This window comes from Nocardiopsis sp. L17-MgMaSL7 (assembly GCF_003182025.1).
GTDB lineage: Bacteria > Actinomycetota > Actinomycetes > Streptosporangiales > Streptosporangiaceae > Nocardiopsis > Nocardiopsis prasina.
On record NZ_QGTF01000003.1, the window covers coordinates 45,124 to 69,423 of the forward strand.

The 24,300-nt window shown below is 71.6% G+C and carries 24 protein-coding genes; 10 read left to right on the forward strand and 14 right to left on the reverse strand.

Annotation, left to right across the window (positions count from 1 at the left end):
* Positions 1 to 243 precede the first annotated feature (243 nt).
* Positions 244 to 837 (forward strand): hypothetical protein, encoded by a 594-nt coding sequence (locus BDW27_RS05595; RefSeq protein ID WP_110048486.1) that lies wholly within the window; start codon positions 244 to 246, stop codon positions 835 to 837.
* Positions 830 to 1,972, forward strand: coding sequence for a PrsW family intramembrane metalloprotease (locus BDW27_RS05600; protein ID WP_110048487.1), 1,143 nt, complete (start codon positions 830 to 832; stop codon positions 1,970 to 1,972). Before BDW27_RS05595 ends, BDW27_RS05600 begins: the two co-directional genes overlap by 8 nt.
* 198 nt (positions 1,973 to 2,170) lie before the next feature.
* On the opposite strand, the gene BDW27_RS05605 is transcribed toward BDW27_RS05600, so the two are convergent.
* Complete coding sequence (locus BDW27_RS05605) at positions 2,171 to 3,133, reverse strand: bacteriocin fulvocin C-related protein (RefSeq protein ID WP_110048488.1); 963 nt, start codon at positions 3,131 to 3,133, stop codon at positions 2,171 to 2,173.
* Between the two features lie 355 nt (positions 3,134 to 3,488).
* Positions 3,489 to 4,400 (reverse strand): LysR family transcriptional regulator, encoded by a 912-nt coding sequence (locus tag BDW27_RS05610; protein ID WP_110048489.1) that lies wholly within the window; start codon positions 4,398 to 4,400, stop codon positions 3,489 to 3,491.
* A gap of 104 nt (positions 4,401 to 4,504) precedes the next feature.
* Between BDW27_RS05610 and BDW27_RS05615 the strand changes: the two genes are divergently transcribed.
* Positions 4,505 to 4,711, forward strand: a complete 207-nt coding sequence (locus BDW27_RS05615) for a hypothetical protein (RefSeq protein WP_110048490.1) — start codon at positions 4,505 to 4,507, stop codon at positions 4,709 to 4,711.
* 88 nt (positions 4,712 to 4,799) lie between these two features.
* Positions 4,800 to 5,495, forward strand: a complete 696-nt coding sequence (locus BDW27_RS05620; RefSeq protein ID WP_017543326.1) for a metal-dependent transcriptional regulator — start codon at positions 4,800 to 4,802, stop codon at positions 5,493 to 5,495.
* A gap of 44 nt (positions 5,496 to 5,539) precedes the next feature.
* On the opposite strand, the gene BDW27_RS05625 is transcribed toward BDW27_RS05620, so the two are convergent.
* Positions 5,540 to 7,141, reverse strand: coding sequence for an alkaline phosphatase (locus BDW27_RS05625; RefSeq protein WP_017543327.1), 1,602 nt, complete (start codon positions 7,139 to 7,141; stop codon positions 5,540 to 5,542).
* A gap of 225 nt (positions 7,142 to 7,366) precedes the next feature.
* Here BDW27_RS05625 and BDW27_RS05630 point away from each other — a divergent pair, with 225 nt between their 5' ends.
* Entirely contained in the window at positions 7,367 to 7,858 is a 492-nt protein-coding gene (locus BDW27_RS05630; protein ID WP_110048491.1) for a hypothetical protein, read from the forward strand.
* 104 nt (positions 7,859 to 7,962) lie between these two features.
* Here BDW27_RS05630 and BDW27_RS05635 read toward each other — a convergent pair whose 3' ends face one another.
* Entirely contained in the window at positions 7,963 to 8,913 is a 951-nt protein-coding gene (locus tag BDW27_RS05635) for an NAD(P)-dependent alcohol dehydrogenase (protein ID WP_199560577.1), read from the reverse strand.
* A gap of 125 nt (positions 8,914 to 9,038) precedes the next feature.
* Between BDW27_RS05635 and BDW27_RS05640 the strand changes: the two genes are divergently transcribed.
* Positions 9,039 to 9,677: a TetR/AcrR family transcriptional regulator gene (locus tag BDW27_RS05640; protein WP_110048492.1), complete on the forward strand. Its 639-nt coding sequence runs from the start codon at positions 9,039 to 9,041 to the stop codon at positions 9,675 to 9,677.
* 147 nt (positions 9,678 to 9,824) lie between these two features.
* Here BDW27_RS05640 and BDW27_RS05645 read toward each other — a convergent pair whose 3' ends face one another.
* Entirely contained in the window at positions 9,825 to 10,247 is a 423-nt protein-coding gene (locus BDW27_RS05645; RefSeq protein WP_110048493.1) for an MmcQ/YjbR family DNA-binding protein, read from the reverse strand.
* A 317-nt stretch (positions 10,248 to 10,564) separates the two neighbouring features.
* On the opposite strand from BDW27_RS05645, the gene BDW27_RS05650 reads away from it, so the two are divergent.
* Entirely contained in the window at positions 10,565 to 11,419 is an 855-nt protein-coding gene (locus tag BDW27_RS05650) for an alpha/beta fold hydrolase (protein ID WP_110048494.1), read from the forward strand.
* A gap of 43 nt (positions 11,420 to 11,462) precedes the next feature.
* Here the strand turns inward: BDW27_RS05650 and BDW27_RS05655 are convergent, their stop codons facing one another.
* Complete coding sequence (locus BDW27_RS05655; RefSeq protein ID WP_110048495.1) at positions 11,463 to 12,332, reverse strand: helix-turn-helix domain-containing protein; 870 nt, start codon at positions 12,330 to 12,332, stop codon at positions 11,463 to 11,465.
* Between the two features lie 180 nt (positions 12,333 to 12,512).
* Between BDW27_RS05655 and BDW27_RS05660 the strand changes: the two genes are divergently transcribed.
* Both BDW27_RS05660 and BDW27_RS05665 read left to right on the forward strand, forming a co-directional pair.
* Positions 12,513 to 13,862 (forward strand): MFS transporter, encoded by a 1,350-nt coding sequence (locus BDW27_RS05660; protein WP_110048496.1) that lies wholly within the window; start codon positions 12,513 to 12,515, stop codon positions 13,860 to 13,862.
* Positions 13,863 to 14,029: 167 nt separating this feature from the next.
* Positions 14,030 to 15,193 (forward strand): hypothetical protein, encoded by a 1,164-nt coding sequence (locus BDW27_RS05665; protein WP_110048497.1) that lies wholly within the window; start codon positions 14,030 to 14,032, stop codon positions 15,191 to 15,193.
* A gap of 54 nt (positions 15,194 to 15,247) precedes the next feature.
* On the opposite strand, the gene BDW27_RS05670 is transcribed toward BDW27_RS05665, so the two are convergent.
* Positions 15,248 to 15,607, reverse strand: coding sequence for a VOC family protein (locus BDW27_RS05670; protein ID WP_017543335.1), 360 nt, complete (start codon positions 15,605 to 15,607; stop codon positions 15,248 to 15,250).
* A 150-nt stretch (positions 15,608 to 15,757) separates the two neighbouring features.
* Between BDW27_RS05670 and BDW27_RS05675 the strand changes: the two genes are divergently transcribed.
* Complete coding sequence (locus BDW27_RS05675; protein WP_199560551.1) at positions 15,758 to 16,813, forward strand: NosD domain-containing protein; 1,056 nt, start codon at positions 15,758 to 15,760, stop codon at positions 16,811 to 16,813.
* 69 nt (positions 16,814 to 16,882) lie between these two features.
* Here BDW27_RS05675 and BDW27_RS05680 read toward each other — a convergent pair whose 3' ends face one another.
* From BDW27_RS05680 to BDW27_RS05710, 7 genes are all read right to left on the reverse strand, one after another.
* Positions 16,883 to 18,163 (reverse strand): aminotransferase class I/II-fold pyridoxal phosphate-dependent enzyme, encoded by a 1,281-nt coding sequence (locus tag BDW27_RS05680; RefSeq protein WP_017543337.1) that lies wholly within the window; start codon positions 18,161 to 18,163, stop codon positions 16,883 to 16,885.
* Between the two features lie 114 nt (positions 18,164 to 18,277).
* Complete coding sequence (locus BDW27_RS05685) at positions 18,278 to 19,150, reverse strand: NAD(P)-dependent oxidoreductase (protein ID WP_110048498.1); 873 nt, start codon at positions 19,148 to 19,150, stop codon at positions 18,278 to 18,280.
* Positions 19,151 to 19,233: 83 nt separating this feature from the next.
* Positions 19,234 to 20,208: an exonuclease domain-containing protein gene (locus BDW27_RS05690; RefSeq protein ID WP_110048499.1), complete on the reverse strand. Its 975-nt coding sequence runs from the start codon at positions 20,206 to 20,208 to the stop codon at positions 19,234 to 19,236.
* Between the two features lie 67 nt (positions 20,209 to 20,275).
* Positions 20,276 to 21,919, reverse strand: a complete 1,644-nt coding sequence (locus BDW27_RS05695; protein WP_110048500.1) for a serine/threonine-protein kinase — start codon at positions 21,917 to 21,919, stop codon at positions 20,276 to 20,278.
* Positions 21,920 to 22,048: 129 nt separating this feature from the next.
* A complete protein-coding gene (locus BDW27_RS05700) occupies positions 22,049 to 22,915 on the reverse strand; it encodes an alpha/beta fold hydrolase (protein ID WP_110048501.1) in 867 nt (288 codons plus the stop codon).
* On the reverse strand, positions 22,912 to 23,385 hold the full coding sequence (locus BDW27_RS05705) for a GbsR/MarR family transcriptional regulator (protein ID WP_110048502.1): 474 nt from the start codon (positions 23,383 to 23,385) through the stop codon (positions 22,912 to 22,914). The genes BDW27_RS05700 and BDW27_RS05705 overlap by 4 nt, the downstream gene beginning before the upstream one ends.
* 262 nt (positions 23,386 to 23,647) lie before the next feature.
* A complete protein-coding gene (locus tag BDW27_RS05710) occupies positions 23,648 to 24,118 on the reverse strand; it encodes a nitroreductase/quinone reductase family protein (RefSeq protein ID WP_017543343.1) in 471 nt (156 codons plus the stop codon).
* Between the last annotated feature and the right edge of the window lie 182 nt (positions 24,119 to 24,300).

The window sequence follows — 24,300 nt, forward strand, 5'->3', positions numbered from 1 at the left end:
CGCCCTCCGTCGCCACACCCTGCCCAGCGAGGCCGATAGATGCCGCGCTGGACGCCCCCACCACCGACCGGTGAGCGGCAGGGGTTCCCCAGCGCGGATGCTGTTCCGATACTCCTCAACCCCCGCCCCGACCAAGCGACTCTCAGAACGGTTCAAAACCCCACAAAGTGACGCGTGTCATTTTTGCCGTCCTTCCGCCGCCGGGTCTGCTGGCAAGCACATGCTCGGACGAGGAGGTCCACGGTGACGGAACAGGAGACGGCCACAAGGCGGGCCGGACCGGGATGGATCGCGGTCGGAGTCGCGGTCGCGATGATCGTCCTGGTGACGGCCGGGTGGTCACTGGTCAACACGCTGATCCCCGGCAAGACCCCGGTAACGGCCGGACAGGAACTGGCCCTGGGAGGCGACGGCACGACCCGCGCCGCACTCGTGGTGCCCGAGGACGGCTGGGAGATGGACGTGGCCGCCTCGCACCCCGGGCAGTCCTACCGCCTCGAACACGGCTCCCTGGTGCTCGATGTCGGGCAGCCGGGGGAGTCAGAGGCCGCCCCCGGCACGGACCGGCGCTGGGAGGGCGCACGCAGGGTCCTGCGCTCGCAGGCTCCCTCCACCGAGATCGGTGCGCCCGCGACGGTCGTCTCCGCCGACGGCACGGAGGGGCTCGCGGCGGACGTGAGCCGCTCCCAAGGACCGGGGGCCGTCGTGCTGTTCCCTGCACCCGGTGACAGCTACGCGGTCCGGATGGTCCTGCAGGGCACGGACGGCGATCCCGGCCCCTCCCCGGAGGACCTCGCGCACATGATCACTTTCTCCGGGGAGGCCGGACATGGTTAGGGCCCCACACGAATCCGGGTCCACCGGCCGCGCCGCCAGCGGGACCCCGGCCCCCAGGCGCGGTCCGGGAGTCGGAACCGCCGCGCGCAGCCCGGGAAGAGGGCTGGAGCCGCAACAGGCCGCAGGCGTGCTGATCGCCCTGGTGTGCCTGGTCGCCCTCGGGTCCCTGGTGTACCGCGTGTTCGGCGTCGCCGTGGCCTTCCCCGCGGTGTGGGCGAGCGCGCTCCTTCTGGGCGCGCTCACACTGGTGTTCGGGTACTGGCTGCTGCGCCGCATCCGGCCCGTGCGTGCTCCCGGAACGGCCGCGTCGCTCGCGGCGGTCGCCTGGGGGCTGTTCGCCGTGACCGCGCTGGCCCTGACCGCCAACGAGGCGCTGGACGCGGTCCTGGCCAAGACGATGGGTCCGCAGGCGGCGGACACGTGGGGCGCGGCGGTCTCGGGACCCCTCGACGAGGAGCTGCTCAAGCTCGCCGGGGTCGTGCTGGTCGCCGTCGCGTTCCCCCACGCGGTCAGGGGGCCGGTGGACGGATTCGTCATCGGGGCGCTCACGGGGCTGGGGTTCCAGGTGACGGAGAACTTCTTCATGGCCGTGCAGGAGGTGACCTCGAGCGGCGGTCTGGGCGGGGTCGACCTGGTGGTGCAGTCCTCGGCCATGCGCGTGCTGCTCACGGGGATGGGCACGCACTGGGCGCTGTCGGCGGTCGCGGGCACCGCGGTGGGGCTGATGGTGGCCGCGGGGCGGCGGCCGCCGCCCCGCACCATTGCGGCGGCCCTGCTGCTGGTGGTGCTCGCCATGGGGATGCACGCGTCCATCAACCTGCCCTTCCTCCAGGGGTCGGCGGTCGTGGTCAAGGCGCTGGTGAATTTCGTGCTCGCGATGGCTCTCTACTTCGTGCTGCGCCGAGCTCACCTGCGGCGGTTGCGCGGCGCACTGGAGGAGGCGGGCGCCGAGCACGGGTGGGAGCGCGAGGCCTCGCTCGCGCTGGCTACCCGTCGGGGACGGCGCAGGGCCCTGCGGGAGGTTCCGGCGGCCGACCGCGCCGCCCTGCGCGGTGAGCAGGACCGCCTGGTGAACGCGGCTGAATCACGGGCCATGGGCAAGGGCGCCCGGGAGGCCGTGCCGGGCGCGGCCTGACCACACCGGTCCGCGGGGGCGAGCAACATCGGAACAGAATCCGGCGCCTGGCGCGGGTTGTCGTTTCGACGTTCCTCGCCCCCTGGTGCGCCCATGCCGTCAGCTTCGGTTCGCCGCTACCGCCAGGTCCTGGACTCATCCCCCTCGTCCCCCCGTTCCCGAGGTCCCCGTCTTGCGGAGGCACCGTACCTTCGGGGGCTAACCGGCTGGTTCGGCGCGGGCGCGCATACCGTCCCGCGTGTACATCCAGGCGGTGCCACAGGTGAAGGGGACCTCGGTACATCCCTTCGACAGGCAGGGCTCCCAGGCTCCGCAGCGCTCCGCCCTCGTGGTGGCACCGCCGCGCGAGTCGGGTTCGTCGGGGCCCAGGGTCGCCAGCAGCGCGTGGGCCTCCTCCGTGCCGAACGCGGAGACGGCCAGCCCGCGTAGCTCGCGTTCCCGGACCGGGTCGAGGCCGTCGCGGAACACCAGAACGTCGGACAGCGTGCGCCGGGCCAGGTGCACCACCTCGCGCTGCGCCGCGGTGAGATGGGGGTGAGCGCGTTCGTAACGCCTCAGGTGCTCCAGCCACAGGTCACGGCGGGCACGGGGAGGGAGTTCCGCGAAGACCAGGCGGCGGTGGACCAGGGGGTGCGCGGTGAACGCGTCGTAGTCCCTGGGCAGGCGGTCGCGGTTGGCCTCCACCCACTCGCGGGCCAGACCGTGGTCGGAACGGGCCAGCGCGGGAGTACGGCCCGCCAGCGCGAGGGTCATGATGACGAACCAGCCCGCGCGCAGCCTCTGAAGCCGGGGCCGCACCGAGGTTCCGGGGGAGGACACCCGAGACCGCTCCCAGGGGGCTCGGCGGCGTTGGCGGCTGAGTTCGCCCAGGGCCTCGACGACACGCAGAGCCGCCTGCGTGCCCAGGCCGCGCAGGAGCGGCCGGACCATGGAGACCCCGCTCCAGCAGCGGACCTCGGTACCCCGGTGCCGGACCAGCGTGGGGACCCAGGGGGCGTTGGGCCCCCACTGACGGACCCGCCACTCGCGCACCTCCGGGTGAGTGAGCGGAAGTGTCTCCAGCCGACCACCCGACACGGACTCCACAGTGGTGGAGATGTCCGCGCACCTGTCGCACGAGGAGTCGAAGGCCAACACGTACCGAACCCGAACGTCCCTCATGATCTCCCTTCCCGCACTGCCGCATCCCAGTGTCAAGGGGAGTTCTTCGCCGTGGGTCAGGTTTTCGGAACTTGGTACCTCCAATCGATGGTCCTCGAGGGCAATAACGGCGCGAACACGGATGAAACCGCGTTCGCGCCGCTCGTCAGCGTTCTTTTTGGTGGTCACTTGGGTCACGTATCGGGCTGGCCGGGGAGACCCGGAACCACGGGGAGTTCACCGAGGTCAGGCGGGGTCCTCGGGGAAGGAGCCGGAAAGGACCAGGAACAGCGGGCCCCGCGACGACGCGAGGGGGCGGCGAACGCTCCACCACCAGGGGACGCCCCGTCCCGAGGGCACCTCGGAGCGAACAGGATCAGGCCACCATGCCGGGGGCCAGACGCTCCAGTTCGGCGACGGCGGCGGCGACCGAGGGACGTCCCCGGGCTCCGGCACGGGTGAAGGTCAGCAGTGAGCGGGCCGGGACCGGAGAACCCTCCAGGCGCACGCGGGTGACCGGCAGGTCGGGGGACACGTCCGCGGACCTCGGCACGAGCGCCACCCCCAGGTCGTGGGCGACCAGCGCCGCCACGGAACTCCACTCCAGCGCCTGGTGACGGCCCTGCGGGGTGAACCCGACAGCCCCGCACGCGGTCAGGGCGTGCGCGTGACAGGTCGTGTCCGGGCGCGGCAGCACCCACGGCTCACGGGCGGTCTCGATCAACGTCACGCTCGCTCGCCCGGCGAGGCGGTGCCCACGGGCGACCAGGAGGTCGAAGGGGTCGTCGAACAGGGGCGCCTGGTCGAAGCGGGCGTCGTCCAACGCGGGCGTGCCGGGGGCGGACTCCACGATGGAGAGGTCGATGTCACCCCGGAAGAGCAGGTCGAGGCTGTCCCCGGGCTCGGATTCGAGGATCCGTACGTCCAGGCGCGGGTACGCTGTGCGCAGAGCGGCGGCCATGGGCGCCAGCAGCCGGGTCAACACGACGGGGAAACCCGCCACCCGGAGCGGCCCGGCCGGTTCCGCCTCCAGCCCGCGCATCTCGATCTCCGCCCGCTCCCAGCGGGCCTGGATCGCGTCCGCGTGCCCCAACAGACTTCGCGCGGCCGATGTCAGCCGCACACCACGCCCCTGGGGTTCCAGCAGTGGCACGTCCAACTCCTTGGCGAGCTGGCGGATCTGCTGTGAGGCCGCCGAGGGAGTGAAGTGCAGCGCCTCGGCGGCGGCGGTCACCGTTCCGTGGTGGGCCACCGCTCTGAGGATGCGCAGCCGACGAAGATCGATCATGTAGCCGATTCTTCACAGTGCCATCCAGAAACTCAACCTGGACCGCGAGGGTCCGTGGGCGTGATGCTGGATCGCGGAAGACGACAGCGAACCAGAGGTGCTCGATGAACAGTGTCTGCCCACACTGCGGATGGCCGGACGAACAGCCCTTCGCGGTGCTCTCCCAGCATCGGACCGGCACGGGGCTGACCGTGTGGTCGCGCTGTGTCTGCGGCTCGACCCAGGTCCGCGAGATCGGCCTCGCGGGCACGCGGATCGTCTCCCGGGGGCGGCCCACCAAGCTCCCCCGCACACCCGGCTGCAACGCCTGAGCGACCCACCGGAAGTGTGACGGGGGTTCGTCCACAGGAACAGTGCGGAAATCGTGGTCAGGGAGCGGTCCGCGATACGGTTACGGGCATGGGGAACACACCGGCGCGACCGTCCACTTCGGCCGAGGACTACGTGAAGGTCATCTATGACCTCCAGGAGCGCGGAACCGGACCGGTGACGATCTCCGGGATGGCCGAGCGACTGTCGGTGTCCAATTCGTCGGTGTCCGGGATGCTCCGCAAGCTCAACGAACTCGGCTTCGTGGAGCACCAGCGGTACGGCAACGTCAGCCTCACCGAGACCGGCACCAAAGCGGCCCTGGCGGTCCTGCGCCGCCACCGGCTGCTGGAGACCTACCTGGTGGCCGAGCTGGGCTACTCCTGGGACGAGGTGCACGACGAGGCCGAGATCCTCGAACACGTCGTCTCGGACAAGTTCGTCGACCGCATCGCAGCCCACCTGGGCAACCCGGTGGTGGACCCGCACGGCGACCCCATCCCCACACGTGAGGGCGTCATAGTCGAGCGCGAGTCCGTGCTGCTCTCCGAGGCCGAGGCGGGCACGACCGGCGTGATCGTCCGGGTCAACGACACCGACCCCGAACTCCTGCGCTACCTCGCCGACATCGACATCGGTATCGGCATGCGGGTGGAGGTCGTGGAACGGCTGCCCTTCGCCGGATCCATCCAGATCGCGGTCCGCCCGGAGAAGGGCGGGGAGGAGCGCGAGCAGGCCCTGGGGCTCGTCGCCGCCGAGGCCCTCTGGCTCAGCCCCGAGGAGTAGCCGACCCGGCACCACACCGGGGTGGGATGCCGGGCGGGCTGGTCCTAGGCCAGGGACCGGACGCCGGGACGACCGGCCTCGATGACGAACCGGGCCCGGTCCCGGATGGGCGCGCCCGGCCGGCTCACGTAGTCCACCACCCGGTAGTCGGCGGTCCACTCGGTGGGCGTGACGGTGTTGCGCACGTAGCCGCGGCGGCGGTTGATGAACTTGATGTGCGGGTTCTCGGCCAGCTGGACCGCGTCGCCCGGGTTCTGTTCGGCGCCGTCCTGACCGCTCGTGAAGGAGGTCCCCACCAGTTCGGTGGCCACCGTCCTTGATCCCGGATCGTCGAAGTCGGCCTTGACGTCCACCACGTAGTTGGCGTGCACGTCGCCGGTGAGCACGACCGGGTTGGACACCCCGGCGATCTCGTCCCGGACACTGTCCCGCTCGACCCGGTAGTTGTCCCAGGCGTCGTCACTGAAACTGGTCGAGTCTCCCTCGGCGAAGTCGCGTTGGGAGAAGAACACCTGTTGCGCCAGGACGTTCCACCTGGCTTTGGAGTCCGACAGTCCCCGGGACAGCCACCGGCGCTGGTCGGCGCCGAGCAGGGTGCGCCCGGGGTCGTCGCGCTCGGAGTCCGCCACCTGCACGTCCCGGTACTGGCGGGTGTCCAGCAGGTGCATGTCCACCAGGTTGCCGAAGGTCAGCCTGCGGTACAGGTGCAGGTCGGGTCCGGCCGGGCGCTGGGCGGCGCGCAGCGGCATGTGCTCGTAGTAGGCCTTGAGCGCGTGCTCGCGCCGGAGCAGGAACTCCTCCGGGGGGATGTCCTCCTCGTAGGAGGTGTCGTCGGCCCAGTTGTTCTCCAGTTCGTGGTCGTCGAAGACCACCGCCCACGGGAAGGCCGCGTGGGCGGCCTGGAGGTCGCGGTCGGTCTTGTACTGGGCGTGCCGCAGCCGGTACTCGGCGAGGGAGCGGATCTCCACCTCGGGGTAGTGGCCGCGACCGATGCTGCCCTGGTCGGGGGTCTCGTAGATGTAGTCGCCGAGGAAGGCGACCAGGTCCAGGTCCTCCTCCGCCAGGTGCGCCTGGGCGGTGTAGTGCCCGTGGGTGTAGCTCTGACAGCTGGCGAACGCGAAGTCGAACCTGTTCACGCGGGCGCCCGGAAGCGGTGCGGTGCGGGTGCGGCCGACGGGGCTGATCTCGTTTCCGACCCGGAAGCGGTAGAAGTAGTCGGCCCTGGGGCGCAGGCGCTCCAGCTCCACGTGGATCGAGTGGGCCTGTTCGGGGCGGGTCTCGACGCTTCCGGACGCGGCGAGGGTGCCGAAGTTCTCGCTGTGGGAGACCTGCCACTCCACCTCGACGGCGCGGTTGGGCATCCCGCCCAGCCCGTCCTCGGCCAGGGGGTTCGGAGCGAGCCGGGTCCACAGGACCACACCGTTGTGGAGGGGGTCGCCGGAGGCGACGCCCAGGGTGAAGGGGTCGGAGATCGCGGGGTTCCGGGGGATCGAGGTGGCCGCGAGCGCGGAGGGTGCCCCGAGGGAGGTGCCCAGTGCGGCGGCTCCCAGCGTGACGGCGCCACCGACCAACGCCTGGCGGCGGGTGGCTGCGGGCCCCGGGAACAGCGTGGGGGACTGATCGGGGGATGCGGGTGTACCCGGCATGTACGGTCTCCTGGGTTCGAGCGGCGGACCGCCCCGGAGTGCCCGGGACGGGAGCAACCGTGGTCCATCCGGCCATGGAAAGTGGTACGACCCAACGCCTACGCGGTGAACATTACCTCCGCTTCGGTGACGGCAAGGTTACTGAGGGTCGCAGCCTGGGTGTTTCGTCGACCCTGGGATATTACGATCGCTTACGTTCTGGCCCCACCCCCTCAAGAGGTCCGCATGGGTGACGCTCTCGAAGCCGTGATCGCTCCGCCGTCGCTCCTTCGGGCGGTCGGATCGGACCTCTCCGCGGTTGTGTCCGTCACTCTGAGTGAGGGGCTCGTGCTGGTGCCCGTCACCGAGGCGCTGGCCTCCGGGGACGACCCGGCGGCCGAGGCCCCTTCCGGTTTCGTCCGCCTCACCGTGCCTCTGGTGGAGCGCGTCACCGCGTGGTCGGCTCGGGGACCGGTCGCCTACGTCGAGGCCGACTCCTTCGGCGGCACAGGCTCGCAGAGGGCACTCGTGTGGGATCGGGGAGTGGTGGACCTGGGTCCCCTCCACCTACCGGTGGGCGAGCCCACGCCCGGGGAGGGGACCCCGATCGCCCGGGCTCTGCGCCGACCGGGGGTGGTGGTCGGCCCCGACGAGCGCGACGAGTTCGACGCCGCCGGGCTGGGTGCGCACCGCTCCACGGAGGCCTGGGCCCAGGTGGCGACGCCCCACGACGCGTAGGCGGGGCGCAGGGGGAGCGGGCGGCACCGCAGCCCTCGGCTTGAGGACCGCGACACGATCCGGATGCCCGGAGGAGCCGCCGAGCAGGGCTCGACGGGCCCGGTTCAGGTCAGGCGAACGACGTGTTTGCCCCGCACGCCACCAGCCTCAAGCGCGCGGTGGGCCTCGGCGATGTCGGCCAGTTCGTGCACCGTGTCCACGACCGGGCGCACCTCTCCGCGCTCCACATACCCGGCCAGGTCCCGGAAGAGCGGCGTCTTCGGGTTGCCGCTGAAGAACATGGTCCGGCGGGATCGCAGGAGTGTCGCGCCCGCCAGGCGCACCGCCGAGGAGAACGACCCGAGGGACAACGCCACCAGGCGCCCCCTCCGGGTCAGGAGCCGCTGGTATTCGGGCAGGTCGGAGGCGACGGTGTCGATGATCACGTCGAACCCCTCCAGCCTGGCCAGCTCGGCGGGGCCGGTGGACGCGTAGTCATACGCCTCATGGGCTCCCAGACCAAGGACGAAGTCCAGGTTGCGCGCCCCCGCCAGACCGGTCACGTGCGCCCCCATGGCCCTGGCGAGCTGGACGACCGCGCTGCCCACCCCTCCGCTGGCGCCGCGCACGAGGACGCGTTCACCCGGCCTGACCCGTGCCATGTCCCGCAGCGCGGTGATTCCCGTGGTGCCACCGGCCAGCAGCGAGACCGCCTCGACCGCGTCGAGACCGGCCGGGCTGAGGGAGACCCGTCGGGGACGCACGGCCACGTACTCGGAGGTCGCGCTGCCTCCGGCTCGCCCCTGGACGCCCCACACCCGGTCTCCCACGGCGGGCCCCCTCACCCGCGCGCCCGCCTCCACGACCTCCCCGGCGAAGTCGATGCCCATCCCCTTGGGGAAGCGCCTCCCGGTCACCAGCGCGAGCCGCCCGGAGCGCACCAGCAGTTCCCCGCCGTTCACGCTGCTGGCGTGCACCCGCACCAGGATCTGGTCGGGGCCGGCCACTGGACGGGGGACGCGGCCCTCGTAGAGCACCTCGGGCCCTCCATAGCCGTCGTATCGGGCCGCACGCATCTCCACCAAGGTCTTCTCCGTCCGTACCGGTCCTGGGGGCGGTGGTAACGGTCCCGCACCCCGCTTTCTCCCCAGGTAACCACCGAAACGGAGGGGTAACTCCGGTTAGCGGTAAAATGAGAGGCATGCCGAACGAATCCTCTCGGAAGCCGCGCGCGGACGCGCTGCACAACCGCCGTCGCATCCTCGACACCGCCCGGGCCGCCTTCCTGGAGAGCGGGATCGAGGTGTCGATGACCGAGATCGCCCGCCGCGCGGGGCTCGGCATCGCCACGCTCTACCGGCACTTCCCCCACAAGGACAGCCTGGTCCACGAGGTGTTCCGGGGACAGCTCGACGTCTGTCTGGCGGGCCTGGACGAGGCCGCCGCCGATCCCGACCCCTGGCGCGGCTTCCGCGGGTTCATCGAGGAGCTGTGCGCGATGCAGGCCCTCGACCGGGGGTTCAACGAGGTCTGCCGCGCCGCCTTCGTCGGCGGGGCGATTTTCGACGAGGCGCGGATCAGGGCGGAGAACACCTTCGCTGAACTCGCCCACCGCGCCAAGGCCGCCGGGAAGCTGCGCCCCGACTTCGTCCGCGACGACCTCACCCTGGTGATCATGGCCAACAGCGGCATCAGCGCCGACTCCGAGGAGGACGCCGTGGCCGCCTCCCGCAGGCTCGCCGCGTACCTGATCCAGGCGTTCCAGGCCACACCCGAACATCGCCCCCTGCCGCCCGTACCGAGGCTGGGCCCGCACCCGGCGCTGCGCGAAGTACGCTGACCCCGGCCGAAGAGCCGCCTCCCCCTACTGAGCGCGTGAAGCGACGGCACCAGGTCCTGGCCCTGGCCGAGGCCGGTCCGGGACGAGACCCCGGCACCACGGGGTGGCCGTCATCTGCCCGGATCCGTCCGACCACGGCGCGGGCACCTACCCCCGCGTTGAGGAGCCGCGTGCCTCCGGGTCAGCGGGTTGACGTGAGCGTGGCAGCGTATCGAGCACGAGACGGTAGGACTCGGTCACCAGCTCCTCGACCAGCTTCGTGTCGATCGAGTCGCCAGGGGCCAGAGTTATCCAGTGCCGCTTGTTCATGTGGTAGCCGGCGACGATGTCCGCGTACGCCTCACGGAGCGTCGTGGCGTCGCTCGGATCGGCCTTGACGATCACGACGGGCTGACCAGCCACGACCCGCGCGTCGCGCACGCGGGAATGCCGCGGGACCTCGGTCATCAACATGAACCATCTCTCGTGGACCCTGAAGGCCTCCCAACCGGGCTCGAACGAGTACACCGTGGTTTCCGGCAGGTTCTGGGCACACTCTTCCGCCGCCTCCTGCAGGGCCTTTCCGTCCACCGTCGGGACCTCCTCATCAACACGGGGCAGCGAGCTCGGGCACCGAACCCCGAGCGAGCCGAATCGCTCCCGGAGTTCCTGCGCGTGACCCGTTTCTACCCCTGCTGAACAGGCGCGATTCCGGTGCCAGGGGCTCAGTAGCGGGCACGGTGTCATCCGGGTGGAGGTTCGGCGTCCCTCCCGGCGTGGGTGGCGCGTGCCCGAGGACGGTGGGTCACGACGCCCGGCCCGTAGGTGACCAGGCGCCACCTGCGGCCCGACCGCTTTCCCCACGCCCCCTGTTCATCCCCTTGCGTCCGTGAATAGCATCGTTTGTTGTGACACACCAGACGACGGACACCGCGAACAGCGAAGGCCCGCGTCTCGCGTCCGTGCGCGGGATCAGCGTCAGTTACGACGACCGCGGCGCAGGATGCCCCGTCCTGTTCGTCCACGGTCACCCCTTCGACAGGACCATGTGGGAACCCCAGGTCAGAGCACTGGCCGGGCGCGGATACCGCACCATCGCCCCCGACCTGCGCGGCTACGGACGCAGCACGGTGGTACCCGGAGTGACCTCGTTGGACACCCTCGCCCGCGACCTGGCCGCCCTCCTCGACCACCTCGAACTGGACGTGGTCAACGTGGTCGGCCTGTCCATGGGCGGGCAGGTCGCCCTCGAGCTGTACCGGCTCTTCCCGGACCGCGTGGACGCCCTGGCCCTGGCCGCGACCAACCCGCTTCCCGAGACCGAGACCGGCAGGGCCAGACGAAGGGCGATGGCCGACCGCCTGCGGGTGGAGGGCATGCGCGGCTACACCGACGAGATGCTGGTCGGCATGATGACCGCCGAGAACGTGCGGGACCAGCCCGCCGTCGCCGACCACGTGCGCGCCATGATGTACGCCGCCCCGCCCGAGGGCGCCGCCGCCGCTCAGCTGGGCCGGGCCGAACGACCCGACCACACCATGCTGCTCAGGCACATCTCGGCGCCCACCCTGCTGGTGGTGGGCCAGCACGACGGCTTCACCCCTCCTGGGGGCGCCGAACTCATGCACGTCCGCATCGCGGACTCGGTCGTGGAGATCATCGAGGGCGCGGGCCACCTGCCCAACCTGGAACGCCCGGGACGTTTCAACGAGGTCCTGCGTCGCTTCCTGGAGCAGGCCCGGACCCGACCCCGCGACCGCTGAACACACCGTGATCCGCTGTGGGGTCACGGTGCGCACGCGTGGTTCAGCCGGGCGTCCGCTCGACGGGGAGCCACAGCTCGCCCGAGGCGAGGTCGCCGTCGTACTCCACGCTCAGCAGCTCGGGGCCGTGCCGGTAGCGGTAGGCCGGGTTGGACGGGAACCACTCGCTGGCGGCGTACACCCAGACGCGCTGGATCGCCTCGGGGAAGCCGAGCCGCTCGAAGGGGAACACGACCCAGGTCCCCTCGGGCACGTCCAGGGCCCGCATCCCCTCCGGGGTCCCCGAGGCCGAGGTCGCGGCGGCCACGGAGAAGTTGACGTCGCTGCCCTCGCGCCGGTCGGGGTCGTGCGTGACGGTGACCGAGAGCGCGCCGCGCGGTTCCTGGTCGGACAGCTCCGCCAACCTCCCGTACACCTCGTCGCCGAGGCCCAGGACGAACTCGGTCATGGGCTGGTTGACGCCCTCCCGGACGAGCGGAACCCGGGTTCCGGGGCCGACCAGGCGGAAGGCGCCCTTGTCGACGATGCGGTAGCGCATGGTGGTGTTCCCTTCGATGGTGAGGCGGAAGGCCAGCCTTGACTGGGAGTTGAGCGCCGCGCCCGTGCGCCGGGCCTCGCCCGGACTGATCCCGTGCATCGCCCGGAACGCCCGACCGAAGGCCTCAGCGGACCCGTAGCCGTAGCGGACGGCGATGTCGAGCAGGGTGTCCCGCCCCTCGATCACCTCCGCCCCGGCCAGGGTGAGACGGCGCCGACGCACGTACTCCGACAGCGGCATCCCGGACAGCGCCGAGAACATCCGCCGGAAGTGGTGCTCCGAGGTGAGCGCGGACCGCGCCATGGCGGCCACGTCCACGGGTTCACCCGGGTCCCTCTCGACCCGTTCGAGCGCCTCGTTCAACCGGTCCAGCACGTGTGCCTCCCTCTTTCACCACCGACGTTAGGGACGCGGTCCCCGCCCGACCCGACAGTCGCCGTTCACTTCCGGTCAGGTCCGACCGAAGTGCCCTCTGCTGGCAGGAGAACCGGCTGTCACTACCGCCTGCCACGCTCTACCGTGCCAGTCCGAGCCCCGCCCCCATCGGAAGGTCACATGTCCCAGAACGTCCCGCACACGCCCCCGAACGAACGCGGCCGCCGCGCACCGTTGGGTGGACGGTTCCACCAACTCCTGGGGGCGGTGGGGCTGGGAAACCTGGGCGACGGGATCGCGGTGGTGGCGCTGCCCTGGTACGCCACCACGCTCACCGACGACGCCCTCCTGATCGCGCTGGTGGGTGCGGCCACCCGGCTGCCCTGGCTGTGCCTGGCACTGGTCGCCGGAGTGGTGGGCGACCGGACGGACCGGCGCACTCTCATGGTGCGCGCCGGTGCGGTCAAGGCGATGCTGCTGGTGCTCCTGACCGCCGTGGTGGTCCTCGGAGCCGGTTCGATCCCCCTGCTGATCCTGATCGCGCTGCTGGTGGGCGCGTGCGAGGTCTTCTTCGACAACACCGCGCAGTCGATGGTGCCCGCGGTGGTGTCGCGACAGCAACTGGAGCGCGCCAACGGTCTCCTCCAGGTCGTGGAACGCGTGCTCAACAAGTTCCTGGGCGCGCCGCTTGCCGGGGCGCTGCTCGCGGTTTCCACCGCTTGGGCCTTCGGTGCCCAGGCCGCTCTGGTCCTGCTCGCGGTCGTGGTGCTGGCCGGCATGCGCGGCGACTTCCGCCCGGCGGCGGAGGACCCGCCCGAGGGAACGGGGGAGTCCGCGCGCCAGCGGCCCTCGATCGGAGCGATGCTGCGCGAAGGGCTGGTGTGGCTGTGGCGGCACCCGGTCCTGCGGCCGCTCGCGCTGGTCTCGGGGGCGTCCAACCTGGCGGCGGCGATGAACGGCGCCGTGCTGGTGCTCTTCGCCCAGGAGGTGCTGGGGGTGGGCGCGCAGGGCTACGGTCTGCTGATGACCGTCACCGCCTTCGGAGCGGTCGCGGGCGCGCTCGTCGTGCCCTCCTTCTCGGGCCGGATCCACCCCTCCAGCGCCATGGTGGGGGTCCTGACGGTCCTGGGAGCGACCGCCCTGGCCGTCGGGCTCCTACGCTCCGTTCCGGGCTTCGTGGTCTGTTACTTCCTCACCGGGTTCGTCTCCACCTGGTGGAACATCACCCTGATCTCCCTCATCCAGAGACTGACTCCCGACCGCCTGCGGTCCCGGGTCTTCAGCGCGCACCGCACCGTCTCCTGGGGACTGCTGTCGGTGGGGATGGGCCTGGGCGGCGCCCTGGTCTCCGTGCTGGAGGGGCCGTGGAGCCGCGAGTGGGCGCTGGCGGCCCCCTTCGTCACGGCGGGGTTGATCGGCCTGGCGCTGGCCGTGGCCGCCCGTCTGGTGCTCGCCCCGGGGCTGGTCGACCGGGCCCTGTCCGACGCCGAGGCACGGGGCGAGCCCGGGTCCGGCGCCCGGCAAGACTGACCCCCCGGAAAGGGATGATCGGGAAAAACCTGGAAATCTTCGGGCAACATCCGTGTCTGTATCGACGCGGCGCCCTTCCAACCCGCACCATGGCCCCACATGATGGCCCGCAGGCCGACCCCGAGAAGGAGGTGGGCGGGGCGGGGTACACACGCCCCGCGGACTCTATGGACCTTGGTTTTCTGCGACCTCTGTACGAAAGCGACGGCCCGGTGGCCTCGGTGCACCTCGACACCAGTCGGGACACCACGGACGCCGACAAGAAGATCGAACTGCGCTGGCGCCACCTGCGCGAGGAACTGGAGGCGCTCGGCACCGACGCGGCCACCCTCGACGTTCTGGAGGAGGCCGTGGGGGAGGGCAACTCCCGCGCCTTCGGTGACCACGGACAGGCGCTCTACGCCTCCGAGGGCAGGCTCCTGGGGGCGCACACCCTCGCCGTGCCGCCCTCCCAGGACCGGGCCTCGTTCCTGCCCGTCCCGGACACCCTCCCACTGGCGATCGACCGCGGGCGCCGCCTCCCCTACGTCCTCGTGGCCCTGGACCGGGTCAACGCCAAGGTGTTCGCCTACCCCAGCCACCCCACGCGCGGCCCGGTCATGGAGGCCGCCAACGAGGGTGAGAACATGCAGAACATCGACGGGGCCAGCCGCATCTTCCCCGGTCAGCGCGGTGACGCCGGGGGCCGCCGTGCCGACACCGGCACCGCGCAGGACCGGTGGCGGGGCAACGCGGCCCAGGTGGCGGACCTGGTCCGCGAGGCGGTGCGCAGGGTGGACGCGGCCGTGATCATCGCCGGTGGCGACGACGAGGCCATCGCCTACCTGCGTGACAACCTCGGCCCGCGCCAGCTCACCATCCCGATCAAGGTGGTCGCCGGCGGGCGCGGCGGCACCGACGCCGAGGAGCGCCTGCACGAGAACGCGGAGGAGTGCCTGCGCGAGCTCATCCACGAGGAGCGGACCCGTGTCTACTCCGACTACCAGCGCAAGCTCGCGCACGACCAGGCGGTCAAGGGCACCAGCTCCATCCTGCCGATGCTGTCGGAGGCCCGGGTGGAAACGCTCCTGCTGGGCGCCGACAGGGAGAACGAACCCCAGCTGTGGGGCTCGCACCACTCGCCGGTCCTGGTGGACACCTCGCCGCGCGGCCTGGACGACCCCGACGCCGGGTTCCAGGCACCGGCGAGCGCGCTCATGCTGCGCGCGGCGGTGATGTCCGACGCCGAGTTCACCGAGCTGCCCGTGCCCGAACAGAGCGTGGACACCCGTACCGACCGCGAGACACCGGACGCGGACGCCGGGGCCACACTGCGCTTCCCCAAGCAGTAGCGCCCCCGCGCCCCGCTCCCGCACGGCGGGGGCGGGGCGCTCCCGCGCCCGGGTTCAGGAGTCCGCGAACACCCCCAGTTCGTTCCCGCTGGGGTCGGCGAAGTGGAAGCGCCTCCCACCGGGGAAGTCGTAGGGGCCCTGGAGGACACGACCGCCCGCGCGTTCCACGGCCGCGACCGTCCGGTCCAGGTCCTCGGAGTAGAGCAGGACGAGTGGGCCGCCGACACGAACCTCACCGGCCGGGTTGAGCCCGCCCACCTCGGAGGAGCCGTCAGCCGAGCGGATCCCCGCGTACGAGGGCCCGTAGTCGTTGAACTGCCACCCGAAGGCCTCGGTGTAGAACCGCTTGGTCTCCGCCAGATCGGTGACCGGGATCTCCACGTAGTCGATGGTGTGATGCCGCTGATCGCTCATACCCGGCATTGTCCTCGACGAGGCCGACAGAACGGGGCAGCGTCCGACGGGGTGTCGGGACTCCCTTGATGGCGCGCCCAGCCCGCCCTAGGGTCGGTGGTCACACCCTCACTCACGGTGAGTCCCCACTCCGACACGGAGGTCTGCCCCGTGCCCACCCCCCGCACCCGACGCCTGTCCCTCTGTCTGGCCGCCGCAGGAGCGGTCGCCCTGGCGGCCTCGCCGTTCCCCGCGCACGCCGAGCCCGTCCCAGCCGACGTCCGGGTCTCAGACGCCCCCGCCCTGGAGGAGGCCCTGGCCAACGCCCAACCGGGTCAGACCATCACCCTGGACAGCGGCGAGTACGTGGGCTCCTTCGTCGCCACCACTCCCGGGACCAGCGCCGCCCCCATCACCCTGACCGGCCCCTCCGACGCCGTCCTGGTCAACGACGAACCCGCCTCGGGCAGCGGCTGCCCCGCTCCCGACACCCACAGCAGCGGCTACGGCCTGTGGCTCTACGAGGCCGACCACTGGAACGTGCGGGGCCTCACCGTCGCCGACTCCAGGAAGGGGGTCGTGATCGACCGCTCCGACCACGTCCACCTGAGCGACCTGGAGGTGCGCGGCACGGACGACGAGGGCGTGCACTTCCGCAGCTCCAGCTCGGACGGTTCCGTCCGCGACTCCCGCATCACCGACACCGGCCGTGTCCAGCCGGGCTTCGGGGAGGGCGTCTACCTGGGATCGGCCCACAGCAACTGGGGCTGCTACGGGGGCGACGACGGCGTGGACCGCAGCGACCGCACCGAGGTCACCGGCAACCACTTCGGCCCCGACGTCCGAGGAGAGCACCTCGACATCAAGGAGGGCACCCGCGACGGCCTGATCTCCGGGAACACCTTCGACGGACGGGGTATCTCCGGCCAGAACTTCGCGGACAGCTGGGTGGACGTCAAGGGCAATGGCTACGTGTTCGAGCACAACACCGGGACCTTCGACCGGCCCGGGGTGTTCGCGCACGGCTACACCAGCACGCAGCAGGTCGACGGCGCAGGCTGCGGCAACGTCTTCCGCGACAACCACTCCGACCTGGGCGGGGTGGGCGGCTTCGCCATCGCCCTGTGGAGCCAGTCCGACTGCGCGGGCGAGCCCAACGTGGTGCACGCCTCCAACACCGTCAGCAACGCCACACGGGGGCTGACCAACATCGACGTCACCCCCTGACCACCACGCGAGGCGCCCCCGTCCGGGTGGGACGGGGGCGCCTCGCGGTCACGGTGACCGCCGGGGGGATCAGCCCTGCTCGGCGACCAGCTTCTCGGCACCGACCAGGCGCACGCACACGGCCAGACCCTCGATGGCCTCCTCCAACGCGTCCAGCTCCGGGAAGGAGGGCGCGATACGGATGGTCCGGTCCTGCGGGTCCTCACCGTAGGGGTGGGTGGCACCGGCGGGGGTGAGCGCGATCCCGGCCTCGGCCGCCCGGCGCACCACCTCGCGGGCGCAGCCGTCCAGCACGTCCAGGCGCACGAAGTAGCCGCCCTTGGGGGTGGACCAGGTCGCCAGACCGGTGCCGCCGAGGTTCTTGTTGAGGATGCGCTCCACGGTCTCGAACTTGGGCTCCAGCAGCTCGCGGTGGCGGCGCATGTGCGCGCGCACGCCCTCGGCGTCGCCCAGGAACATCGCGTGACGCAGCTGGTTGATCTTGTCCGGGCCGATGGAGCGCTTGCCGGCGAGCCCCTGGAACCAGCTCACGTTCGCGGGCGAGGAGCCCAGGAAGGCCACCCCGGCACCGGCGAAGGTGACCTTGGAGGTGGACCCGAAGACCAGGGCGCGGTCCGGGTTGCCGCTCTCGGCACAGGCACCGAGGAGGTCGGCGATCTCCACCTCCTCGTCGGTCAGGTGGTGCACCGCGTAGGCGTTGTCCCAGAAGATCCGGAAGTCCGGGGCGGCGGTGGGCATCGCGGCCAGGCGCCGCACGACCTCGTCGGAGTAGGAGACGCCGTCGGGGTTGCTGTACTTGGGCACGCACCAGATGCCCTTGATGTCGGCGTCGGTGCTCACCAGACGCTCGACCACGTCCATGTCGGGCCCCTGGTCGGTCATCGGCACCGGGATCATCTCGATGCCGAAGCGCTCGCACAGCGCGAAGTGCCGGTCGTAGCCGGGGACCGGGCACAGGAACGCGACCCGCTCGGCGTCCGCCCAGCGTCCGGTCCCACCGGGAACCGTGCCCAGGAAGGCGTTGACCAGGGAGTCGTGCATGAGCTCGAGGCTGGCGTTGCCCGCCGCGATCAGCTGCTCGACCGGGACCTGGAGGAGGTCCGCGAAGATCTCCCGCAGCTCCAGCAGGCCCTGGGGGGCGCCCGCGTAGTTGCGGCAGTCGGTGCCGTCGGCGGAGGTGTGGCGGCCTCGGGGCAGTTCGAGCAGATCCGCGGACAGGTCCAACTGGCGCGCGGACGGCTTGCCCCGGGTCAGGTTCAGGGAGAGTCCACGCTCGACCAGGGCGGCGTGGTCGCGCCGGGCCGACTCAAGGAGCTCGGCGGGCGGTGTGGGGCTGCTTGCGGTGGTCACGGGATGTTCCTTCCGATGGGACGCCCCCGGTGCGACGCGCGTCGTGGAACGGGGCGCACGGGGTTTCGCACAGGAATTGTCCCAGATGACGGCGGCGCCGTCCCGGTCAGGTCGTCACCCTCGGTTTCGGGGGGCGCGTCGGGCGGCGCGCTCCTCCAGACGGTCGGTGTCCAGGGCGGGGTCGCAGAAGGGTCCGCCGACGCGGTCGTGGGGTGGCCCGGTCGGGTCGGGCGCGCCTCCCTCGGCCGCCAGGAGCTCGGCCGCGTGGGCCTCGGCGTCGTCCCGGGGTTCGTAGCCGAGCTCACGCGCCCCCTCCAGCGACCACCAGCGGCGGGTGTTGTCCGAGACCCCCCACACCAGGCGGAAGCCCGGGGCGGGGTGGGCGATGACCGCCTCCATCAGGCGGGCGCAGTCATCAGGGGAGAGCCAGGTGGCCAGCATGCGGGTGTCGGTGGGGCGCGGCTGGCACGACCCGATCCGCACGCACACCGTGTCCAGCCCGTAACGGTCGTGGTAGAGCCGCGCCAGGGCCTCCCCGGCGACCTTGCCCACCCCGTAGTGGGTGTCGGGCCGGGGGAAGGCGTACTCCCCGGGGTCACCGTCGCCGCGAGGGTGGAAGCCCACGGCGTGGTTGGAACTGGCGAAGACCACCCGGGGGCCGCCCGCGCGGCGCGCCGCCTCCAGGACCTGCCGGGTCCCGTGGACGTTCACCTCCAGGATGTCCTCCCAGCGCTCCTCCAGGCTGAAACCGGCCAGGTGGATGACGGTGTGCGCGCCCCGGAAGGCGGCGGTCATCGCGTCGAGGTCCGTGACGTCGGCGCGCACCGTCTCCACGGCCTCGCCCTCGGCGGCGGACGGGGGTTCGGCGATGTCCACGAGCCGGAGCAGTCGCCCCGGACGGGCCAGACGCGGACGCAGGAGGCTGCCCACGCCCCCTGTCGCGCCGGTGATCACGACGGTCTGGAGCGGGTCGGCGGTCCTGGTCATGTCCGGTGTCCACTCCGTCCGGTGTTCCCCGAGGGGGAGGGAGGTGAGGGCGTCCCCGCTCGGTGTTCCCGTGCCCGGAGGGTTCACAGGGAGGTGACGCCGAGTCGGCCCATGAGCTCGGGTTCGGTGATGATGTCGATGCTCTGGCCCTTGGCGATGTAGGCCTCGGCCTGCTTGTGCTTGGAGGTCTTGCCTCCGTGGTCGCTGTCTGCCACCACCAGGACGTCGGTCTTCTTGGTGACGTTCTTGGCGGGTTGGCCACCGGCCTCGGCGATGCGTTTCCACACCTCGGGCTTGTCCATGGCGCGCAGGTCACCGGAGACGCACACCGTACGGCCGTAGAGCGGCCCGGCCGGGTCGGCGTCGACGGAGGGTTGGGGGAGCGGGGACTGCGCGGCCCGCTGCCAACGACCGAACCGGTCCTCGCGGACGGGTGCCTCCACCACGGTGGTGATCAACGGGGCGGCCGCCGGAACGGCAGGGGCGCTGACCGCCTCCAGACGGCCCAGGCGCAGCCCGCTGACACGGCTGAGTTCGGGCAGCGTGCCGATGCCGTGGCGTCGCATGGCCGCGATCATGATGTGCGCGGCCGCCTCGGCGTCGGCGTCGGCCCGGTGGTGCCGGGTGATCGTGTGGCCCACGTGCGCGGACACCGTGGGCAGGCGGTGGTCGGGCAGGTCCCAGGTGCGCCGGGACAGCGCCAGCGTGCAGGCGTAGTCGAAGGCGGGCAGCCCCAGCCCGGTGTGGGCGCAGGCCTGGCGTAGCGCCCCCATGTCGAAGGGGGCGTTGTGCGCCACCAGCGCCCCGCCCCTGGCGAACTCGATCACCTGGTCGCGCACCCTCTCCCAGGTGGGGGCGTGGGCGACGTCCGCGGCGGTGATGCCGTGCACGGCGGTGTTGTGCCGGGAGAAGAACGAGACCGGCTCCGGTGGGCGGATGAGAGTGGTGAACCGGTCGACCACCCGCCCCTCGCTCACCCGGACCAGACCCACGGCGCAGACGCTGCCGCGGTCCTGGTTGGCGGTCTCGAAGTCGATCGCGGTCCAGGTGTGGGACACCCCCGCTACCTCCCTTGTACTCGCGTTGGAACGGGTCGAGCGTACCGGGGCCTGCGCACCACCGAGGTCAGAACGGATCGAAGGAGGAGATCGCCTGCTCCCGTAGCGACGCGTCCTCGGCCCACAGGTCCTCACCGGAGGACCAGGCCAGCGTGTAGAACTCGCCCTCGGTGGCGTTGATGTTGCGGGCCAGCAGGCGCCAGGCGCCCTCGCCCCGGTCCCAGCTGAACTCCCAGTCGGCCGCCGAGACGAAGGAGGTCTCGGATGTGACGTCCTCCACCCTGATCCGTTGGTACCCGGGCAGCCGGTTCTCCGCGACGGAGTTGCTCTCCTGCTCCAGCACGTGCTCGTACTCGTCCTCGACCGAGTGGGGAGTGCGGTCGATCTGGAGGTAGGCGTTGGAGGTGGGGGAGTCGTAGAAGACGCTGGCGCCGTCCGTGCGGCGCTCCCAGCCGCCGGGGACCAGCAGGGCGAACCCCTCGGGGTCCTCGGTCCAGGTCATCCCCTCCGCGGAGGGGACCTCGTCCTCCTCCGCGACCGGGGCGGTGGGGTCCCCCTCGTCGGTGGGGACACCGGCCTCGTGGCTTGGCGAACCGTCCTGGCCGGTTCCGCCCCAGCGGTCGACGACGACCAGGGAGGCGGCGATCAGCAGGGCGGCCAGGCCCAGGGTGAGCACCACCACGGGCCAGGTCAGGCGCCGTGGACGCCGTGTGGCGGTGGCCTCGCCGGGAGCGGCGGGGGCGGGCGGGGAGGGGGTCGAGGGTCCGAAGGCGACGGTCGCCCCCACGGGCCCGGTCGCGCCCGGAAGGCCGGTCGTCCCCAGCGGGGCGGAGCCGTCACCCGCGCCCGGCGCGGCCGGGGGGAGGTGGGCCACGGTCAGAGCCGAGATCCCGGTCTCTCCCCGGGCGGCGGCGCTCAGCAGCTCCCGGCAGCCCCGAGCGTCCAGGCGGCGGTCGGGGTCCTTGACCAGCAGTCCGCGAACGGCGTCGCCCAGCGGACCGGGCAGGATCTCGGGCGGGTCCGCGCTGAGCACCGCGTGCAGGGTCGCCGGGACGCCCTCACGGAGGAACGGGGACACCCCCGTAACCGCGTGGTACAGGGTGGCGCCCAGGGACCACAGGTCGCTGGCGGGGGTGGCGGGCCGGGAGTTGAGCCGTTCGGGGGCCACGTAGGCGGCGGAGCCCATCACCCCTGAGGTCTGGGTGACGGCGGCGGTGTCCACGATGGTGGCGATCCCGAAGTCGGTGAGCACCACACGGCCCGCTGCGGTGACCATGACGTTCTCGGGTTTGACGTCGCGGTGGGTGATGCCCTGGCCGTGGGCGGTCTCCAGCGCGTCGAGCAGGCCCAGCCCCCAGGCGGCGGCCCGCTGGGGCGGGACCGGACCGCGTTCACGCATCAAGCGCAACAGGGAGTCGCCGTCCAGCAGCTCCATGACGATCCAGGGGCGCCCGTCGTCCTCGACGATGTCGTACACGGTCACGATGTTGGGGTGCTGGCCCATCGCGGTGGCCTGGGCCTCCCTGCGCGCCCGGGCGGCCACCCGGGCGCGTTCCTCCTCGTCCAGGCCCGGCCCCAGCAGGATCTCCTTGACCGCCACGGTGCGGTTGAGCCCGGTGTCGTGCGCCCGCCAGACCCGGCCCATTCCTCCTCGCCCGACCTCGGAGTGCAGTTCGTAGCGCTCACGCAGTGTGCGGTGGGGAAGGACCACCTGGGACTCCTGTGGGACGGGGCCGAAGGTACGGGCGACGTGACGGCCGCGGGGGCGGGGCGGGAGTTCACACGTCAAGGCGCCCATTCTAGAAAGAATCGGGCCCCGGGGTGCACATCGACCGACGGCTCAGGTGTCAGCTTCGACCAGGAAGTCCCTGACCAGGCGGTTCACCGTTTGGGGCGACTGGCGGTTGACCCAGTGCCCCTGGCCGGCGAGGAGTTCCAGCCTGGCTCCGGGCACCGCCCTTGCTGCGGCGACGGTGGTGGCGGGCTTGACGCCCACGTCCTTGTCACCCTGGATGAACAGGGCCGGACAGCGGATCTCGCCCAGGCGAGGACGCAGGTCCACGTTCATCCGCCAGGGGCCGATGGAGGCGTTCTGCCAGTCGGAGGAGCCCGCGCCGTGGGCGTCCATCTCGGCCATGACCTCGTCGACGACCCGGTCATGGTCGGGGGCGGGTCCGCCGAACAGTCCCGTGCGGACGAAGGCCTCGGTCCTCTTCCTGTTGCCGACCATCATCCCCGGCAGGGTGGTGTTGAGCAGGCGGCTCCGGGAGACGAGCCACAGGAGCTGGTGGTAGCCCGGCGGGAAGGACAGGGTGCCCCCGGGGGCGATGGCCACGAGGCGCTCCACCCGGTCGGGGTGGTCGATGGCGGTGGCCAGGGTCATCGCACCGCCCTGGGACAGCCCGACGACCGCGGCCCGGTCGACGCCGTGCTGGTCCAGGGTCGCGATCACGCAGCGCTGGAGGGCGGCGTGGTCGGCGAAGCCGTTCCAGGGGGTGCTCAGCCCCTGTTTGGGCCAGTCCGGGGCGAGGACCCGGTGGTCCCGGGCGAGGTCGGGGATGAGATGGCGCCAGCTCATGGTGGCGCTGTCCACTCCCGCGCCGCTCAGCAGCAGCACCGGCGGGGCGTCCTGGGGTCCCTCGACGATGACGCTCAGGCGCCCCTCGGGGAGGGTCACCTGTTCTCGGTGGAAGCCGGGGCCGCTCATGCGAGGTCCTCACGTCGGTCGCGCCAGCGTTGGAGCATGGCGGGGAGTTCGGTCTCCAGGAACCCGTAGAGCTCGTGGACGTTGGCCAGGCGTTCGCGGCGCTCGGGCGGGGCGTCCTCCAGGGCCCTGAGCCCGCGTTCGGTGACCTGGCGGAAGCTGGTGGCCAGGGCGTAGCGGCGCTCCAGCATGCGGCTCCAGCCGTCGGCGGCGATCCGGAAGTACTCCTGGCGCTCGCCGCGCTTGCGCACCCCCTCGACCAGGCCGCTGGGGGTGAGCATGCGGGTCGCGCTGCTGATGGAGCTGCGGCTGACCTGGAGCACCTCGGCCAGGCGTGCGGCGCTCTGCTCGGGTGGGTCGCTGATCAGCAGCCAGCCGATGACCCGGCCGGAGATCAGCGGCAGGCCCTCGCGTTCGAAGAACACGGCGACGTCGTCGACGAAGGCCAGTTCGTCCTCGGTGGGTTCGCTCATGCGGGCAGATTACAGCTATTGCAGTCATGACTGCAATATCTGCAACGGGGCTCACCGCCGTCACCCTGAAGAAGACCCACGGACAGGAACCCCGCGTTCGGTCGCGTGCTGTCCCCGGGAAACGGACGCGACCTGCTCCTGGCGCGGGGGTGTGCGCGGCAGGGGTCCACTCGGCGCGGAGCGGACCCCTGCCAGCCGCGGGTCGGCCTGAGAACGCCGGCGTGGAACGGGACGCCAGTTCCTGGCTACCGCACCTCGACCCTCAGCCCTGTGTCCTGGCTACGGGACGGAGTCGAATGACGGGGATCGTGCGGTCGGTGTCCTGCTCGTACTGGGCGAACGCCGGGGAGACCGCGGTGATCTGATTCCAGGTGCGGTCGCGTTCTTCCCCGGTCAGCTCCTCGGCCGTGACGGGGAACTCGTTCCCGGCGACCACCACCCGCACCCGATCGGGGGCGGCGGCCAGGTTGCGGTACCACAGCGGCTGCTTGGCGGACCCGGCCGCGGAGGCGACGACGACGTAGGAGCCGTCGCCCAGCGGGAAGTAGGCGACCGGCGTGTGGCGTTCCTCCCCGGACCTGCGGCCGATCGTGGTCAGCACGAGGGCGTTCATCCCCTCCGGGCCGCTGCCACCAGCACGGATGTCGGCGATCACGCCAGCGTTCATCTGCCGCATCTGTTCAGCGGGCGGCATCTGGACGCCACGAGTGCCGTTGGGTGTGTCGAAGCTCAAGAGGTCTCCTCATGGGGCTGGGGCCGTTCAGGATCGGCCGGTGTCGGGGTTGCGGCCGTTGTGGGACAGGCCGGTGGACGCGCCCCGGTCACGGGCGGGGCCACCGGTTCGGATCGCGGCGCCCCGTCAGTGCCCCCGAGTCGGGGCGGTGGTCCGCTGGTGATCCTCCCTCGCCCGTACTC